The sequence below is a fragment of the Rhizobium sp. P28RR-XV genome, assembly GCF_012641385.1.
Taxonomy (GTDB): domain Bacteria; phylum Pseudomonadota; class Alphaproteobacteria; order Rhizobiales; family Rhizobiaceae; genus Rhizobium.
The window spans coordinates 322,203-340,291 of record NZ_JABAIG010000006.1 but is presented as its reverse complement, the minus strand read 5'-3'; the positions used below and the strand labels follow the sequence as shown (position 1 = coordinate 340,291).

Sequence of the window (18,089 nt, the reverse complement as noted above, 5' to 3'; positions counted from 1 at the left end):
CGAACATATAGCTTGTTTTCATGTTGAACGCTTTATATGTTATGTTCAACATAGGAGGCTATCATGAGTGCCCAAACCAATCCTGCCGCGGGAAGCGAAACAGAGGTCGCCTTGACCCGCAACAAGCTCGTGCTTGAGCAAGCGAGGGCAATAGGCCTTCTCGGCGCAAAAGATACCCGTTTGTCCGGGCGCGTTCCATCCGAGCTGGTCGAAGCGGCGAAGAAGCGAGCCCACGTGACTTCGGACACCGAGTTGTTGGAGTTAGCGCTGTCGCGGTTGGCGTTGGAGGATGATTTTGGTGCCCAGCTTGTTAGGCGCAAAGGCAGCATTCCATCGGATATCGACCTTGAGATTTGATCTTAGAGAAACCCTTCGATCACTTAAACCGCAAAAATACAAAGGGACACTTGAACGGCGGTTCGACGGCGAACTGATTTGGGTCGATGACGAGCCAATTATAGGTGGGCCATTGTTTCTGGATACCACCGTCTATCTCGATGTGCTGAAGGGGCGGTCGCCGGTTACCGTGGATACACTCCTGACATATCGGCTATGTCATCACTCTGCTGTTTGCCTTTCTGAGTTGACCCACGTCTTTGGCCGCCTGGATCCGAAGCATCCGTCAACGAGGACGGTGTTGGAAACGGTCCAGGCAACCATTGACGATATACCGGAGCATCGGCTTCATGCGCCGAACGCAGCTATATGGGGGCAGGCAGGGGTCCTGGCTGGTTTGCTTTTTCGGATGAGTAATTTGCCAAAAGGTGAGGGCCTCGAGCGTAAGTTCATCAACGACGCTTTGGTTTTCCTGCAAGCCCGGCAATTAGGGGCAAGTGTGCTAACCGGAAACATTCGTGATTTCGATTTCCTTTCGCAGCTTGTTCCAACCGGACGTATCATCCTCTACCGCTCTTAGGAACAAAAGCAGGTAGGAAGTGCCGCAAATCATCGTCACAGCGCTCTCGTCGCTGAGGCCGATGTCATCGCGAGGGTACGATACTCTCACAAGAATGGCTTGTGCCAACGCTTACGGGCATCATCCCATTGGTTTCAGCGGGTGGAGAGGGCCGGCGGTGGCGGTGGGGTGGTCGAGCCCGAGGCGAGTGAGCGCTGGACCATGACCGTGTCAGCCCAACGGCCGTAGCGATAGGCAACCGCCGGCAATAGGCCGACACGGGCGAAGCCGAAGCGTTCGTGCAGTGCGAGCGAAGCGACGTTGTCTGCGTCGATATAGCCGATCATCTGCCGGAAGCCGGCCGCGGCACAGGCGTCGATCAGCCCGCGCATGAGCAGGCTCCCGACGCCCTGGCCGATATGGTCGTGATGCACATAGATCGAGTGCTTGACGGTGTAGCGATAGGCCGGGCGCTTGCGGAACAGCACCACATAGGCATAGCCCACGACCTTCTCGCCGTCGATCGCAACGACATGCGGGAAGCGGCGATCCTTCAAATTCTTGCGCCGTTCGCGCAGATCGTCCGGTTGCGGCGTGTCGCTATCGTCCACCCCAGCCTCGACGCCACGGTGAATATGGCGGCGATAGATTGCCAACATGGCATCGACGTCGCTCTCCCGAGACGGGCGAACGACGATTGCTTTATCCTGTTTCATGACCAATCCGAATTTTCCAGCCTATTCCGCGACGACGTAGGTATAGAGCCGGATTTTGCCGGATGCGTCGATCTCGCGGTAGAGACCCTGGATCTCCACCTCGAAGCCAGGGAAGGTGTTGAAGCAGGTCTCGAACATCTTGAGATAGTCGATCATCGGCTTTGCCTGCTCCGTCAGGCGCTCGCCGGGCACGATGGTCGCGATCCCGGGAGGATAGACGACGAACGGCGTCGTTGCGATACGGCCGGCAATGGCGTCGATCGGCAGATAGTCCACATCGTTGCGCACCAGGCAGCGCGCGGCATCATGCGGCGACATGGCAATCGGCGGCAGGTGGTCGGCGGAAAACTGCTTCGTCTGCAGCGCGCTGACATCGGCCTGGCGGAAGAAATTGTGCATTTCCGCGCAGAGATCGCGCAGCCGCACGCCGGCATAGCGGCTCGGGCGGCGTCGATAGAATTCCGGAATTGCCTCCTCCAGCAAAGCATTTTCGTCATGGAGTTTCTTGAAGGCGACAAGACCGCTGATCAAGGTGCCGGCCTTGCTGGCCTCCACACCGGGGGTGAGGAGGAACAGCAGCGAATTGAGGTCGTTCTTTTCCGCCACGATGCGGTTTTCGCGCAGATATTGCGCAACCACGGGCGCCGGTATGCCGTGCTCGGTGTATTGTCCGCTCGCCCGGTCGAAGCCGGGGGTCAGAAGGGTCAGCTTGTTCGGATCGGTCATGGCAAAGCCCGGCTCCATTGCGGAAAAGCCGTGCCATGTCGCGTCGGGCGTCAGGTGCCAGAAGGCGGGATTGGTGGCGAGCTGGTCGGTGGCGACACTCTCCCAAGGCACATTGTGGACGGCGCCGGGGCTGGACACATCCGGGATCGCCACCCGGTCCGGCACGAAGGGCTCGAAGAACCAGCGGCGCTCGGGACGATGCTCCTTCTCCTCGAATTCGCGGCGCACGGCGCGGATTTTCTTGCGCAGTTCGATGCCGAGACGGATCGTATCATCCCAAAGCACTTCACCAGAGCGGCCCTTCATCATCTGCGCGCCGACGTCGAGCGAGGCAAACAGCGGATAGAAGGGTGAGGTCGAGGCGTGCTGCATGAAGCTTTCGTTGAAGCGACGGTGCTCCACGCGGCGCTTCTGGCCGGTGATATGCCGGTCCTTCATGTGGATCTGCGAGGCCTGCGAGAAGCTGGCAAGCTGCTTATGGGTCGATTGCGTGGCGATGATACCAGGCGCGTCCGGGCCAAGGTCGGAAAGGCCCATGGCAAAACGCCCGGCATAGAGCGGATGAAACTTCATGAAGCCCGCCCAGGCCTCGTCGAAGAGGATGTAATCGCACAAATGGCCAATGCGCTTGAGGATCATCTCGGCATTGTGGATCGTGCCGTCATAGGTGCACTGCTCCACGACCGCGACGCGGAACGGCCGCGGCTTCTTATAGGCCTCGGGGTCTTTCACCAATGGATGGGTGCGGATGCGCTCGCGCAGGGCCTCCTCGTCCATTTCTGCAAAATCCATGGGGCCGATCAGCCCATAGAGGTTGCGTCTGGTCGGCAGATAGACCGGAATGCCGCCCGAGATCATCAGAGCGCCATGATGGGCAGCCTTATGGTTGTTGCGGTCGAACAGCACGAGATCGCCGTCGGTGACGAGGGCCGACAGAGCGACCTTGTTGGAGGTGGAGGTGCCGTTCAGCACGAAATAGGTCTTCTCGGCGCCGAAGATCTTGGCTGCTTCCTTTTGAGCGGCAAGCGCAGGCCCCTCATGGGTCAGAAGGTCGCCGAGGTCGAGCACGGAATTGTCGAGGTCGTCGCGAAACACCGCTTCGCCGAGATGCTCCATGAAGACACGGCCGATGGGGCTGCGGCTGTAGAAGATGCCGCCATTGTGTCCGGGACAGGTCCAGAGGTGGTTGCCTTCCTCGGCATAATCGACCAGCGCACCAAAAAACGGCGTCTTCAACGTCTCGGCATATTGCTTGAGCCGGCTGATGAGGCTCTTGGCGATGAAGGCAGGTGTTTCTTCGGACAGGAAGACATAGCCGTCGATAAAATCGAGGACCTCTACCGGCACATCCTCGAAGCGCTTGCGGCGGATGAGCAGGATGATCGGAAATTCGAGGCCGCGCCGGCGCATCAGGTTGATGAGGGAAGCCGTCTTGCCCTCGAGCCCCTTCTTGCCCCAGTCGACCAGCATGCAGCCGATGGCGGCGTCCGTCTGCACGGCGATCTCCGCATCTTCGAGATTGCGCGCGCGCACCACTTCAAAGCCGGAGCGTTCGATCTCCTCGACGATCTGGTTGTAGCGGGCACCCTCCAGATCCTCGTTGTCAAAGGTTGGCGTTGCGAACAGGAAGTTGAAACGTCTGAAATAATCCATCTGGGTACCCGCTTTTGATCTGGCACGAGGTGTCGACGTATTTCATGACATGGATGTGACAAGATATCGAATGTCCGAAACACTCGGACAGAATGGCATTTCTGCCAGTCGTGTCGTCTGATTGTACCCGTCTCGGCGCAAATGGATATTCCGCAGCCACAGCCGCGATGATTTTGGTCTCAACGACGATCTCGATCTACCGAAGTCAGGTTCGAACACCCTTGAGGGGGACCGATCAGGCGAGGTAGGTCGACGTGGCCGGTTCGCTCATTCCGGTTGTTCCGTCCGCTGTCTCGAAGTCGAAAAATTTCTGGGTGACGAGGGCGGCCGCGCCGCGTGCCCAGGAATTGTCTTCCCAATCGGGCAGGAGAGACGGCGAGGCGAAAAAGGTGCGAGCCGCCATGCTGGCTTCCAGCGGGCCGAAAAGAGCATCGCCGAACGAAACGGCCTCGCCTCCGATGACGATGACCTCAGGGTCGGTGATGTTGACGAGGTTGGCGAGAGCCTTGCCGATCCCGGCGCCGGCGTCACGCAGGATATCAAGGACCTTGGCATCTCCTGCTTTTGCTGATTCCAGCATGTCGGAGAGGTTGTGGCTACTATCTCGACCGGTCGCCTCGCGCCATGTGCGGAGCATGGCCGGTTCGGAATAATAGGCCATCAGGCAGCCACGCTTGCCGCATTCGCAAAGCCGGCCATTCTCCTCATGCAAGGTATGACCGAATTTGCCGGCCGCGCCATGGGCGCCGCGGTAGAGTTTTCCATCGACGATGACCGCGCAGCTGATGCCGACGCCGATCGCAAGCACGGCCATATTGCGATGATGCCTTCCCGGGCCAAAGAGCTGTTGGGCGATGGCATAGGCATTGGTATCATCCTCGAGCCAGACCGGTACCTTGACCTTTTGCGCGACCATCGATGCAAAAGGCACATTGTTCCACTTGAAGCGAAAACTGCGCACGCAGACGGCCTGGCCGTTGTCGATGACGCCAGGCATGGAAACACCAATGCCTGCCAGTCGTGCGTGAGGACGCCCCGCGGCCTTGACGAGCTGGGGCACGGCTTCAGCCAGCGTCGTTGCAACGTTTTCCGGCTCGTTGTCGTCAAGGGACAGGCGGCAGGAGGCAAGCGGGTTGGTTGCAAGGTCGGTGACGACGCATTCGACGGAACCGACCATCAGCTTGAAGCCGATCGCCAACCCGTTGGTGTAGTTGATCTCGACGGGTATGGGGCGCCGGCCCGAAAGCCCGGCCACGGCCTTGCCTTCGGCGACATGCCCTTCCTCGATCAGGTCGGCAATGACGAAGGTGACGGCCGCTGGACTGAGGCCGGTGATCGTTGCGATTTCGGCGCGGCTTTTCGGCCCTTCTTGTCGCAGAAGGTTCAGGATGAGCCGCCGGTTGAGGGCTCGCGAAGTGCTCTGATCGCCTTTCAGCTTCACGATGTCTCTTTCTTAATTTTGTAAATTAATTATTGCGTCCGTTTCAGACTTATGCATAACTTCACTCGTCGATCAACATCCGGCAGGTGCGCAAGCACGAAGAAGTCAGCAATAGGACAAGGTTTCTCGAACCGAGGGTTCCGGGCGGTGCAAATGCATTGCGGCGGCAGGTTTGTTGCGACCGTTGCGTAGGGGGCAAGAGGGGCGTCCGCCGCGCATTCCGTCCGGTTCGCTGGCTAAGGACGAGATAGATACCACAACGGGAGGAGTCCAAATGACTTTCAATTTGCTTGGAAGGCCGGCAAGCCGGCGCAATTTTTTGAAGGGGGCAGGGGCGGTTTCCGCCGCAGCGCTCACCGGTTTTCCCATGCCCGCCATTGCGCAGGCGCAGGACATCAACATTATTTCCGACGAGAACAACGCCGATGCACTGGCGATCCTGCGCAAGATGGCCGACGATTTCGGCAAGCAGGCCGGCGTCAAGGTCGTGATCAACAATATGGATCATGAGGCGCACAAGACCGCGATCCGCAACTATCTGGTCGCCGGTGCGCCCGATATCTGCTTCTGGTTCTCGGGAAACCGCATGCGCGCCTTCGTCAAGCGCGGCCTGTTCGACGACATCTCCGATCTCTTCGAAAAAGAGAAATACAAGGATGTCCTTGGCGCGGCGGCCGGTTCGGTCACGGTCGACGGCAAGCAATACGGTCTGCCGACGGGCGGCACGCTCTGGGGCATGTTCTATCGCAAGGACGTCTTCGCCCAGCTCGGCACCGCCGTGCCGGCAAAGTGGGACGATTTCCTCGCCTACGGCGCCAAATGCAAGAGCGCCAACCTCACGCCGATCGCGATGGGCACCAAGGAATTGTGGCCGGCAGCCGGGTGGTTCGATCAGATGAACCTGCGCATAAACGGCCTCGACAAGCATATGGCGCTGATGAACGGCGAGATGAGCTATCTCGATCCGGCGCTGAAGCCGGTGTTCGACATGTGGGAAACCCTGATCAAGCAGGATTTCTTCACGCCGAACAACACATCCTTCGGTTGGCAGGAGGCGGGTGCGCTTCTGTCGCAAAAGAAGGCTGGCATGATGAATCTCGGCGCCTTCGTCCGCTCCACTTTCCCGAAGGAGGAGCTCGATCAACTCGCATTTGCTCCTTTCCCGATGATCGATGCGAAGATCGGCCGTTTCGAGGAGTTTTCGCTGAACTCGGTGCATATCCCGGCCAATGCCAAGAACAAGCAGGGTGCGCGCGAATTCCTCGCCTATTTCTATCGGCCGGAAAACCTCGGCCCGTATCTGGAACCTGGCGGCAACGTGCCGCCCCGCAACGATCTGCCGCCCGGCAAGGATCCGCTCGTCAACGCTGCCGTCGAAGCGCTGAAGACAGTGCAGGGCACCTCGCAATATTACGACCGCGACAGCGATCCCGACATGGCCCAGGCCGGCCTCGTCGGCTTCCAGGAGTTCATGGCGAAGCCCGAGCGGCGCGATGCGATCCTGAAGCGGCTCGAAGGTACGCGCAAGCGTATCTACAAGATCTGACCTTCCTCCCAGCGACCGGCAGGCGGAGCCACTGCTCCGCCTGCCCATACCGAACGAGGATAAGATGATGAGAATTTGGCGCCGCCATCGCTGGTGGCTCACCCCGACTTTGTTGATATTGCCTGCGGCCATTCTCTTTTCGGTCGTGATCCTGTGGTCGGCGATAGAAAGCCTCTGGATCAGCCTGCACGAATGGGATGGCTTTAGCCCGATGACCTGGATCGGCTTCGGCAATTATGTCGAGCTGTTCAACGACCCGCAATTCTATGTCTCGTTGAAGAACAACATCATCTGGCTCGTCATGTTCATGGCAGCGCCGCCGCTCGGATTGGCGATTGCCCTGCTGGTCAACCAGAAGATTCGCGGCATGCGGCTCATGAAGTCGCTCTTCTTCATTCCGCTGGTGCTGGCCTCGGTCGCCGTCGGTGTCGTCTTCACCTGGGTCTATACGCCGCAACTCGGTTTGCTGGCTCTGGTCTTCGGCTTTTTCGGCGCGACCGCCCCCGCGGTCCTGTCGGACGAGCATTTCGTCACCTTTGCGATCGTGATCGCAGCGCTCTGGCCGCAGATCGCCTTCTGCATGGTGCTCTACCTCGCTGGATTGAACAATCTCAGCGAGGAATTGATCGGCGCCGGCCGTGTCGACGGGGCGAGGGGCTTGAACATGCTGCGCCATATCGTCCTGCCGCAGCTGACGCAGGTGACCTTCATCGCGATCGCGGTCACCGTCGTCGGTGCGCTGCGCTCGTTCGACATGGTCTCAGTGATGACGCAAGGCGGTCCTTTCGGCTCATCCGAAGTGCTTGCCTACCAGATGTTTGAGCAATCGATCTTTTCCTATCGCTTCGGCTACGGTGCCGCGATCGCCTCGGTTCTGTTCGTGATCATGGCGGTATTCATCGTCTGGTACCTCACGCGCATCATTCGTATCGAAGAAAGAGGGGCCTGATGTATCCGCGCCCAATTGCCGAAGATGCCATCTGGCGGCGTCGCTTCTATTTCATTGCCGTACTCGCCATCCTGATCCTCTGGCTCTGCCCGCTGTTTGCCATCATCCTGACGTCGTTCCGCTCGACGCAGGATGTCATGGGCGGCAATCTCTGGGGCTGGCCGACACAGTTCGGGCTGGTGGAGAACTACACGTCCGTCTTCACCCAGACGCCGATGGCGCGCTATTTCCTCAACAGCCTGATGATCACCCTGCCGGCCGTCGTCGGTGTGCTGATCCTGAGCACGCTTGCCGGCTTCGTGCTGGCGCGTTATCGCTTTCGCGGCAACATGCTGGTGTTTGCCCTGTTCGTCGGCGGCAATTTCCTGCCCTATCAGATCATGATGATCCCGGTGCGCGACCTGATGGTGCGTATCGGCCTCTACGACACGCCCGTGGCGCTGATCATCTTTCACATTGCCTTCCAGACGGGCTTTGCGACGCTGTTCATGCGCAACTTCATCGCCGCCTTGCCGGATGAGCTGTTTCAGGCAGCGAGAGCGGAGGGCGCGACACCCTTCCAGACGCTGGTTCACGTCGTCGTGCCCCTGGTGCGCCCGGCGCTGGCAGCGCTTGCGATCCTGATCTTCACCTTCGTCTGGAACGATTACTTCTGGGCCGTGGTGCTGACCATCAGCGATACGGTGAAGCCGGTCACGGCTGGACTTGCTAATCTGCGCGGCGAGTGGGTGTCCGCCTGGAACCTGATCTCCGCCGGCACCATCGTCGTCGCCGTGCCGCCGGTCATCATGTTCTTCCTGATGCAGCGGCATTTCATTGCCGGGCTCACCATGGGCGCGGTGAAGGGATGAAGATTCCATTCGCCGTATCCGCCCTCCGTGCCAATCCTTTCCTTGCGAGCCTAGAAGCATGACCAGTCTCGAACTCCGTCACATCAACAAGAATTACGGCGCCTATCACGCGCTGCGCGGTATCGATCTCTCGGTCGAGCAGGGCGAATTCATCGTCATGGTCGGCCCCTCCGGCTGCGGCAAGTCCACGCTGCTGAAGTCGATCGCTGGGCTGGAGACGATCTCTTCCGGCCAGATCCTGATCAATGGCCGCGATGTCACCGTCGCCGAGCCGGGCGAGCGCGGTATCGCCATGGTGTTCCAGTCCTATGCGCTCTATCCGCATATGACGGTCGCCGAGAATATGGGCTTCGGCCTGCGCATGGCCAAGCGGCCGAAGGCGGAGATCGATGCGGCAGTGGCGCGCGCCGCCAAGATCCTCAGGATTACCGATCAGCTCGACAAGCGGCCGAAGCAGCTTTCCGGCGGCCAGCGCCAGCGCGTCGCGATCGGCCGCGCCATCACCCGCTCCCCGGATGTCTTCCTGTTCGACGAGCCGCTTTCCAATCTCGACGCGGCACTTCGCACGCAGATGCGCGTCGAGTTGAGCAGCCTGCATGCCGAGCTTGGCGCGACCATGGTCTATGTCACCCATGACCAGGTCGAGGCCATGACTATGGCGAGCCGGATCGTAGTTCTCAACCGCGGCATCATCGAGCAGGTGGGCTCGCCGTTGGAGCTTTACCGCAATCCGGAAAATTTATTCGTGGCGGGCTTCCTTGGCGCGCCGCGAATGAATTTCTTCACGGTGACCGTCGATCGGACCTTGGCACATAGCGTGACTGTCTCCGCGCCCGGTCTTGCGCCGGTTGCCGTCGAGCTCGCGCCCGGTTGCGAGGTTCGGCAAGGAGAAAAGCTCACCCTCGGCATCCGGCCAGAGAACATCTCCGTCGCTGAGGGGCGATCCGCGAGCGCGCCGATTTCGGGCCAAGTCCGCCTCGTCGAGCATCTCGGGCGCGAGACGATCCTCTACGTCGATGCCGGCGCGCTGCAATGCATCGGCTCCGAAAGCGGCACCGGCAACATCACCGTACAGATCGGCCATGTCGCCGGCATTGCCAACGATGCGCCGATCGGCCTCAGCATCGATCCTAAGGAAATCTACCTTTTCTCCGGCCAGGACGAGCGGACCATTACCGTCCGCAAGCCAATTCTAGATAAATAACAGTTCAGGAGCCTGATATCGTGTCAGTGAGCAGCAGTAAGAACGACCTTTCCGTATGGCGGACCATCAAGACCGACAGGTTTCTTGTGGGAGCACCGCACTATCCGGAACATGTCGACGAGAGCTATTGGGCGCGTGACGCCAAGCGCATGGCCGAGGCCGGCTTCAATGTCGTACGCCTCGGCGAATTTGCGTGGCATCTTTTCGAGTCGAAGCTCGGCACGTTCGAGTTCGATCTCTTCGACCGTGCCATCGAGGTGCTGGCGCGCCACGGCATCGATACCATCATGTGCACGCCGACGGCGACGCCGCCGCGCTGGCTGACGGCCGCTCATCCCGAAATCCTTCGCGTCGACGGCAACGGCCGGACAATGAGCCACGGTTCGCGTCAGCATGCCGACACCGCAAGCCCGGTTTTCCGCGAGCACAGCAAGCGAATTACGAAAGCGATGGCCGAGCACTACCGGGATCATCCCCGTGTTATCGGCTGGCAGACGGACAACGAGCTCAACACCAGCATGCCGGAATCCTTCTCAAAGGCGACGCTTTCGGAGTTTCAGGCCTTTCTTGGCGAGAAATACGGGACGATCGACAGGCTCAATTTCGCCTGGGGCGGCGATTTCTGGGCGACGGCCTATGACGATTTCAGCCAGATCGTGCTTCCGATCGAATTCGGTCCTACCTTCCCCAGTCCCGGCCATGTCCAGGACTACCATCGCTTCCTCGCCTTCGCGACGGCCCGCTTCCAGCACGACCAGGTGGAAATCCTGCGGGCGACCAAGCCCGAGTGGTTCATCTTCCACAATCTCGGCGGTCTTCGCGATATCGATTTTCGCGGGCAGTTTTCCACCGATCTCGATTTCGTCGGCTACGACATCTATCCGATGCTCTATGACGAATTCCAGCGCATCGGCAACCATGCCAAGGTACAGGCACTCCACCTCGACATCTGCCGCGGGTTCTCGGGAAACTACATCGTGCCCGAGCAGCAGTCCGGCTTCGGCAGCCAGCCGGGCTTCTGCACGCTGACGCCGGAGCCCGGCGAAATGCGGCGCATGGCCATGTCGTCCGTTGCGCGCGGCGCCGATGGCCTGATGTTCTTCCGCTGGCGGCCGGCGCATTTCGGCGCGGAAATCTACTGGATGGGTATCATCGATCATGACGATGTGCCCCGTCATCGCTACGACGAGGCCAAGCGTTTCGCGACCGAGATGACGGCGCTCAAGGACAAGATCCTCGGCACTTATGTGCGCATGGATGTCGGCATCGCCGGCTCGGATTTCGACAATCAGGAGGCGCACAAGACCTATTCGATCGGATTGCCGAGCCCACAGGACGACGCCGTTCAGCTGCATCAATATTGCTACGATCGCGGCATTGCCTGCGGCTTCATCCATCCCGAAGACGATCTGTCGCGGCTGAAGTTGCTCTATGTGCCGCATTGGGTGATGTGGAAGGACGATTGGACCGAGCGGCTTGAGGCTTTTGCCCGGGACGGCGGCACCGTTATCATCGGTGCGCGCACCGGCACGCGTGATGAAAACAACCATGTCATCCGCGAGGCCGCGCCGGGCTCGTCACTGACGCGATTGACGGGTGTCAAGGTGGAGGATTTCGGTCGCCTGGCAGCCCCCGACGCCAAGGGTCTTTTCGACGTCATGTCGCGGTCGGGCGGGCTTGTCGTTCCACCTGGCCGTCCGGCAGAATCCCATCGTCGCGTTCGCCGCTTCACTTTCGGCAATCGCGAGATCGAGGCAGCGCATTTCTACGAGAACCTGGCGGTGACGGATGATGTCGAGGTGATTGCGGCATGGTCGAACCGCTATGCCGAAGGTATGCCGATGGCAGGCCTGCGCCGGGTCGGCAAGGGCAGGGTCCTTTATCTCGGCACCTATCTGACGCCGGAACTGACGGATGCCCTGGCCGATCGTACCTTTGCGGAAGCGGGAATTGCGCCTCTTGTCGGCGATCTGCCCGAGGGCGTCGAAGTGACGATGCGCCAGAACGACGAGCGGCGCCTGCTGTTCCTGCAGAACTATCTCGACCAGCGCGCCGAGTTGAGAGAAGTCCCGGCCGGGATCAATCTTCTCGATAATGGCAAAACGGTATCCGGCGCTCTGTCGCTCGACGCCTATGGCTGCGCCATTATAGAGCTTCGCTAGGCATGATCTTTCGGCACCCGCTTCTTGGGCGGGTGCCGATTGTTGCGATGCTGCGACCACCAGTGGCCTCTCCGGCCTATTCTCATGGCCGCCCATCGCGACGCAATCCTGAGAAAGTTGCGATTTCCTCGCGGCGGTGGGTGACAAAACCGCGCACGCTCCTATTCTCACATGCGGATTACGTCTCGAATTTCGGCGGCAGCCGATTTTGATCACGACTATTGGGAGGATATCATGACGCGCACGGTGATTATCGGCGCCACCGGCCATGTCGGCACCTATCTCGTGCCGCGACTGGTCGAGGCAGGACATGACGTGGTGGCGATCAGCCGCGGCCAGGCCAAGCCGTATTCGCCGAACAAGGCCTGGAACGAGGCCGAGATGCTGGTGATGGATCGCGCCGCCATGGAGAAGGATGGCAGCTTCGGTCCGGCCATCGGCGCATTGAAGCCGGATATCGTCATCGACATGATCTGCTTCACGCTCGACAGCGCAAGGCACCTGACGGAGACGCTTGTCGGTCATGTCGGCCATTTCCTGCATACGGGCACGATCTGGACGCATGGCTTTGCAACCGTCGTTCCGACACCGGAGGAGGCGCCGAAGCAGCCGTTCGGAGACTATGGCACCCAGAAAGCAGCCATCGAGGCATATTTGCTCGAGGAGGCGCGCCGCAGAGGATTTCCCGCAACCCTGATCCATCCCGGCCACATCGTCGGTCCGGGCTGGGCACCCCTCAATCCGGCCGGGCATTTCAATCCGTCGGCATTCTCGACATTGGCGCGCGGCGAAACGCTGGTACTTCCGAATTTCGGCCTGGAGACGGTTCATCATGTCCATGCGGATGACGTCGCGCAAATGTTCATGGGCGCGATCGCCAATTGGCGCGTTTCGACCGGCGAGGCTTTTCATGCGGTTTCAGGCGGGGCGCTGACGCTGAGAGGCTACGCCGAGGCCATGTCGCGCTGGTTCGGACATGAGCCGAAGCTGGAGTTCCTGCCCTATGAGAGATGGGCGGAAGGCCAGGCGCCGGAAGATGCGCAGGCGACATGGGAGCATATCGCCCGAAGTCCGAATTGCTCGATTGCCAAGGCCGAGCGACTGCTTGGTTACAGGCCTCGCTATACGTCGCTGCAGGCCGTTCAGGAATCGGTCACCTGGCTGATGGAGAAGGGCCAGATTGACTGACAGGTTAAGGCGTTTAGGCTCATAACCTGAAGGCCGCAGGTTCAAATCCTGCTCCCGCAACCAATTCATACTCCATAGTATCCTACGATAGCCCAAAGTTACGATCCACTGCGCTAAACAGCTACGATCGTCAGTGCTAAATCCCCGGCACGAAACACGAATTCCCAATTCAGCAGGTGCAAAGCGGGCAGGGCGCCGGCGCGGCCATGCCATGTGTTCGAGGGATATACAACGTCGCAGTATGCCAACGCCGCTTCTCGATAGGCAGGAGGCGTTCTCGCTCACCCGTCGGTGCTGGCTTCCTCGAGCGCACCCAATTCGCAGACGCCTGCGCCTCGGTCTGGAGCGACGGCGAACTCGCCCATATCGAGGACCTGTTTCTCCATGACGGTCTGCGCGATGTCCGCACTCCCACCCACGAACTCACCATCGCACGCGACGTTCTAAAAACCCGCCGGCGCATTTCTGGCCAGTCGCCGGATTGGGCGCTGTCACCCGAGGGCGTTCGCTCGCTCAGACAAATTGCGGAGATCATGTCGGCTAATACCGGCGATGCGATGGCGGTGAACGCGGTCGATCGGGAAGGAGAGGGAGATGAACCCGATGACATCGAAAATCTCCCGGGCGTCGATCTTGCAGCCATCAATGCGACGCTGGTCCGATCAGAGGCGGCCATCGAGGATGCCAAACGACCTGGCCGCGCCGGCGCTCGTGCGGCGGCTAGCCGTGCCGAAAAGGATCCGATGGTCTATGATCTCGATTGGGATGAGGATGCCCGGCTCGACGAGTGGCGTGGCGTGTTGCGTCAGGTCGAACACGTGCCGGCGGTGCTGCAGGCGATCGTCGCCCTCGATGCCTAAGGAGCTTTCTCTCCTGCAGCATGCGCCTTGGCTCGACAGGCTATTTGCAGCGTCGATCCTGCGCGAGGCCGGCATCACCGGCGCCCATCTCGCGGCCGTCAATTTCGGCCTCAAATCCATACCGGCTGATCGGCGCCGGGATCGCGATCGGGAAACGCGACTGCTCGCCATCGCCGAAGGGTTTCTGGCGGCCGCCGAGATTTGCATGAAAGAACAAGATCGGTTGGCACTGGCGAAAACGATGACGGATCGAAAGCTCGAAGGGCGACGGCCTCTTCAAAACTGCCGGAGCAGGTCGAGCTGGTGATGGCGAAACCGCTGGTGTCGGCGGGGATGGTGGCCAAAACGCTCGAGGTCACGCCGCAGGCGGCGCGGGGCATCGTTTTGGAACTCGGCTTGCGCGACGAGATAACGGGGAGGGGGAGGTTCTGCGCGTGGGAGATTCCTTGAGAGGTGCCCCATGTTGCGTTGGATTCGCTAGCTGCATTCTTGAGGATTTGTCGTGTCCGTTGCTCGGACGCCGTTGGAAACTTACAGGGCCACCAGCAGGAACAGCATCACTGGAAAAAGCTGTCTTGCCCGCAACTTAAAATAAGTTATCGATATTAATACGCGCAGCATCGTGCAAATGCAGTCTTTGAGAATTCGGAGCTTACGAGCTTGGTTGGCTATTTTATGAAACTGGCAAGTCCACTTGCTGCGATCACATCGAGATTTACTCGGCGCCGTAACGACAAAGGCGCCGTATCTCGGTTCATTGACCTTGCTCCGACCGACAAAGCGGATCCCGCTGGTGTATATTCGAGCGCCTTGACCGAGGCGATCGAAAATCCTCGTGTGATGAATATTGCTCTTACTGGACCTTACGGGTCCGGAAAGAGCAGCATAAGGCTGCGCGGCTCGGGCTTTGGCTATTGGGCCAAGCACTCCTCGGTGTACCTCACGAGGAGATCCGGGTTTTGGACGTTATCCGTGGCGAACCCTTCTCAATTGATCGCTATCCGCTTGCAGGAAACGAGGAAGATAGCTTCCGAGACCGATACGCTGCCCTCCTTGAAGAATGGGAAGCGCTTCGAGCAGAATACGACTGACGGTCTTGCCAGCAGATGTGAGAAGGATGCTGGCGGGACACCGATGCATATGCGGTTGTCGCAAAAGTGAAACTTAGTAGATCAGGGGGAAACGACTGTTTTCGGCCACAAACTGGCTATCCTTGTCAGGCTAACGTGCTGAATCGTCAGTTAGACTGACACCTTAGACATGATTTGGTAAACGGGCCGTAGGTTCGCATCCCTTCAAGGCGAAGAATGCAGCGGGGTGGCGCACACGGAAATCTTCTATAGACGCTGTAATTCATATGCATTACGATTGGTCTTTCAGTTGGAGATAACTATGGCTTCGAACGCACTCGTTCAAACTCGCATTGATGCTGAAGTTCGAGATCGTGCCTCTGCGGTGCTTGAGAGCATGGGTCTTACGGTGTCGGACGCGGTTCGTATCTTACTCACACGGACGGCGAACGAGGGAGCATTACCGCTCGAACTTATATCAGGCAGCGAAGCTCATGATGCTTGGTTTCGCAGCAAGGTCCTTGAAGCGCTGAACGACACGCGACCTGACGTTTCGGATGATGAAGTCGAGGCTCATTTCGAAAAACGGCGAGCGGCAGCGCGCGTTAAAGCAGCGGCGCGCAAGTCGTGAAGCTAACCTGGTCAGCGTTTGCGTTGTCAGATCGAGACGCCATCTTCACCTTTATCGAGGCGGATAGTCCCTCAGCTGCCATCTTGGTCGACGAACGGATCGTCGCGGCTGCTCGTCGCTTAATTGATTTTCCGGCGAGTGGTCGTGTTGGCAGAATTGCCGGGACGCGCGAACTGGTGATCAACGGTACCCCATATGTCGCGGCTTATGCTGTAACGCAATCGGCGGTTCGCATTCTCCGCGTACTTCATGGCGCACAGGAATGGCCAGACACTATTCCTACCAGCTAGGCTCCGAACTTCATGTCTGGGATCAACCGGTCGCCAATTCGATTCCGTTCAATAGCCTCGATATTTCCTTCTCACAACACTGATGGTCGATTGGCGGTATCAGACAGGGGGTAATACTTCGGTGCCTTTTGCGTGATGCCGGGGTGTATAGTCCTCCTGCTTTCCTCTGGATAATGTGACCTACAACTTCTCTCTTGCCCTGGTTGCTGGCAAAGGGCGTTCCCCCTTTGAAATGCCAGGAATGCCAATGCCGAACGTTGCCCTCTATGCCCGATACTCCTCCGACCTCCAGAACCCACATTCGATTGACGATCAATTCAACCTTTGCCGTCAGTTCGCGGAGCGTCAAGGGTGGAAGGTCGTCGGGTACTACCGCGATGAAGCCATCTCCGGTGCCAGCATCCGCGGCAGGGAGGGAATCGCCCGGTTGCTGGATGATGCGCAGGCAGGGCGGTTCGACATTTTGTGCGCCGAGGCGCTCGACCGAATTTCCCGCGACCAGGAGGACATGGCTCATATTTACAAGGCCCTTCGATTTCGTGGAATTGCCCTGCATACGGTGGCCGAAGGATTGACCGACGAGATGCACATTGGCCTCGAGGGCACGATGAATGCGCTGTTCCTAAAGGATCTGGCTGAGAAGACGAAGCGCGGCCAACGCGGACGGATCGAGAAAGGACGTTCGGGCGGAGGTCTCGCCTACGGCTATGACGTATCCAATAATGGTGAAGGCGGTGCCGGAGGCCGCTGCATTAACGAGCAGCAGGCGATTGTCATTCGCCGAATCTTTGTAGCCTTTGCCAAGGGAGAGACTCCCAATGCTATTGCGGCTGCGCTGAACCGGGAAACCGTTCAGGGGCCGGGCGGACATTCCTGGGGTGCCACCACCATTCGCGGACATCGGGCGAGGGGGACCGGTATTCTCAACAACGCCCTTTATCGCGGAGAGCTTGTCTGGAACCGCCAGCGCTTCATCAAAGATCCAGTCACCGGAAAGCGTCAGGTACGCCTTAACCCAGAGACGGAATGGGTCAGACAGGATGTTCCCCATCTGCGGATTATCGACGAACCTTTGTGGCAGGCGGTGAAAGACCGACAGCGGGAGGCGGAACGGCGTCATGGAGGTGTTCGTGACGGCGTCTGGAAATCCAGAGAGGCTCGGGCGCTTGGCCTCAGACCAGCTTCCTCGAACCTATATCGTCTCCTGACCTGTGGGCAATGCGGTGGCGAGTTCTGTAACGTCGGGAGGGATCGTTACGGCTGTGCGGAGCATTACCGGCGAAAGACCTGTTGCAATGGCAAGACGGTCCAACGAAGGGTAATGGAAGCAGCGGTCAGGGATATTCTTGCTGAGACTTCCATGTTGATCACCCATCACGCGGACGCGTTGGCTGCTGACGAGCAGATGAATAGCGATGAGCAGAGCCGCCAGATACAAAAGGATCGGTTGCAGCTTGAGAAGATAGGTCGACGGCTTCAAGGCTTGATGTCCGCCATCGAGGACGGGCTATTTACGCCAGCCTTGAAGGCGCGTTTCCAGCAGCTCGAAGACCAAGCCGAAAGCCTGCGAACGAGATTACAACTCAGCGCAAGGATGTTGGCGCCTGCGAAACGGGAACCTGAGCGGAAGTGGAACGAGCTGCAAACTTTGATTGCCAGATTGCAGGCGAGCGACACGGAGTATGATGTCCTGCAGTTCAAGCGAATGGTCGGAACGATCAAGGTCATTCCCGGAACGGCTCGCAGCACTTCCAGGTTCTCGCCAGCGTGGCAGCCATTGAATAAAACCATGAAATAATAATAGCTGCCCGCCAATTTTCCCAGCTGCTCGTTCGTTCTCGTTACTGAAACATACCGCCCATAGCCTGCGGCGTCGTGCGCATAGGGCCGCGACATTTCAGGAGAAC

Annotated in this window: 15 protein-coding genes and 1 pseudogene; 13 read left to right on the top strand and 3 right to left on the bottom strand. The window is 59.2% G+C overall.

The annotated features are described in order from the left end of the window. Positions 1-63: 63 nt before the first annotated feature. Together HGP12_RS15370 and HGP12_RS15365 are read left to right on the top strand one after the other, a co-directional pair. The gene (locus HGP12_RS15370; RefSeq protein ID WP_168841713.1) at positions 64-357 is read left to right on the top strand and encodes a hypothetical protein; all 294 of its coding nucleotides are present in this window, start codon (positions 64-66) and stop codon (positions 355-357) included. Beyond that, a complete protein-coding gene (locus HGP12_RS15365) occupies positions 347-916 on the top strand; it encodes a type II toxin-antitoxin system VapC family toxin (RefSeq protein WP_168841714.1) in 570 nt (189 codons plus the stop codon). Before HGP12_RS15370 ends, HGP12_RS15365 begins: the two co-directional genes overlap by 11 nt. Positions 917-1,050: 134 nt before the next feature. Here the strand turns inward: HGP12_RS15365 and HGP12_RS15360 are convergent, their stop codons facing one another. The 3 genes from HGP12_RS15360 to HGP12_RS15350 form a co-directional block, all read right to left on the bottom strand. After that, on the bottom strand, positions 1,051-1,611 hold the full coding sequence (locus HGP12_RS15360) for a GNAT family N-acetyltransferase (protein ID WP_168841715.1): 561 nt from the start codon (positions 1,609-1,611) through the stop codon (positions 1,051-1,053). Positions 1,612-1,632: 21 nt separating this feature from the next. Next, the gene (locus HGP12_RS15355) at positions 1,633-3,990 is read right to left on the bottom strand and encodes an Orn/Lys/Arg decarboxylase N-terminal domain-containing protein (RefSeq protein ID WP_168841716.1); all 2,358 of its coding nucleotides are present in this window, start codon (positions 3,988-3,990) and stop codon (positions 1,633-1,635) included. Positions 3,991-4,225: 235 nt separating this feature from the next. Then, entirely contained in the window at positions 4,226-5,431 is a 1,206-nt protein-coding gene (locus tag HGP12_RS15350) for an ROK family transcriptional regulator (protein WP_168841717.1), read from the bottom strand. 274 nt (positions 5,432-5,705) lie between these two features. On the opposite strand from HGP12_RS15350, the gene HGP12_RS15345 reads away from it, so the two are divergent. The 11 genes and pseudogenes from HGP12_RS15345 (at position 5,706) to HGP12_RS15295 (ending at position 17,980) form a co-directional block, all read left to right on the top strand. Continuing rightward, positions 5,706-6,977, top strand: a complete 1,272-nt coding sequence (locus HGP12_RS15345) for an ABC transporter substrate-binding protein (RefSeq protein WP_168841718.1) — start codon at positions 5,706-5,708, stop codon at positions 6,975-6,977. Between the two features lie 64 nt (positions 6,978-7,041). Continuing rightward, positions 7,042-7,926 (top strand): carbohydrate ABC transporter permease, encoded by an 885-nt coding sequence (locus tag HGP12_RS15340; protein ID WP_168841719.1) that lies wholly within the window; start codon positions 7,042-7,044, stop codon positions 7,924-7,926. Beyond that, positions 7,926-8,777 (top strand): carbohydrate ABC transporter permease, encoded by an 852-nt coding sequence (locus tag HGP12_RS15335; protein WP_168841720.1) that lies wholly within the window; start codon positions 7,926-7,928, stop codon positions 8,775-8,777. The genes HGP12_RS15340 and HGP12_RS15335 overlap by 1 nt, the downstream gene beginning before the upstream one ends. A 58-nt stretch (positions 8,778-8,835) precedes the next feature. Beyond that, complete coding sequence (locus HGP12_RS15330) at positions 8,836-9,981, top strand: ABC transporter ATP-binding protein (protein WP_168841721.1); 1,146 nt, start codon at positions 8,836-8,838, stop codon at positions 9,979-9,981. A gap of 20 nt (positions 9,982-10,001) precedes the next feature. Next, positions 10,002-12,143, top strand: coding sequence for a beta-galactosidase (locus HGP12_RS15325; protein WP_409526853.1), 2,142 nt, complete (start codon positions 10,002-10,004; stop codon positions 12,141-12,143). Positions 12,144-12,377: 234 nt separating this feature from the next. Beyond that, on the top strand, positions 12,378-13,331 hold the full coding sequence (locus tag HGP12_RS15320) for an NAD(P)-dependent oxidoreductase (RefSeq protein WP_168841722.1): 954 nt from the start codon (positions 12,378-12,380) through the stop codon (positions 13,329-13,331). Positions 13,332-13,600: 269 nt separating this feature from the next. Next, positions 13,601-14,641, top strand: a pseudogene (locus tag HGP12_RS15315) (RHE_PE00001 family protein); the annotation flags it as partial. A 210-nt stretch (positions 14,642-14,851) separates the two neighbouring features. Further along, positions 14,852-15,352, top strand: a complete 501-nt coding sequence (locus HGP12_RS15310; protein ID WP_168841658.1) for a hypothetical protein — start codon at positions 14,852-14,854, stop codon at positions 15,350-15,352. A gap of 231 nt (positions 15,353-15,583) precedes the next feature. Beyond that, entirely contained in the window at positions 15,584-15,892 is a 309-nt protein-coding gene (locus HGP12_RS15305) for a type II toxin-antitoxin system RelB/DinJ family antitoxin (RefSeq protein ID WP_168841723.1), read from the top strand. Further along, the gene (locus HGP12_RS15300) at positions 15,889-16,182 is read left to right on the top strand and encodes a type II toxin-antitoxin system RelE/ParE family toxin (RefSeq protein WP_168841724.1); all 294 of its coding nucleotides are present in this window, start codon (positions 15,889-15,891) and stop codon (positions 16,180-16,182) included. The genes HGP12_RS15305 and HGP12_RS15300 overlap by 4 nt, the downstream gene beginning before the upstream one ends. 175 nt (positions 16,183-16,357) lie before the next feature. Then, a complete protein-coding gene (locus HGP12_RS15295; protein ID WP_168841725.1) occupies positions 16,358-17,980 on the top strand; it encodes a recombinase family protein in 1,623 nt (540 codons plus the stop codon). Positions 17,981-18,089: the final 109 nt, after the last annotated feature.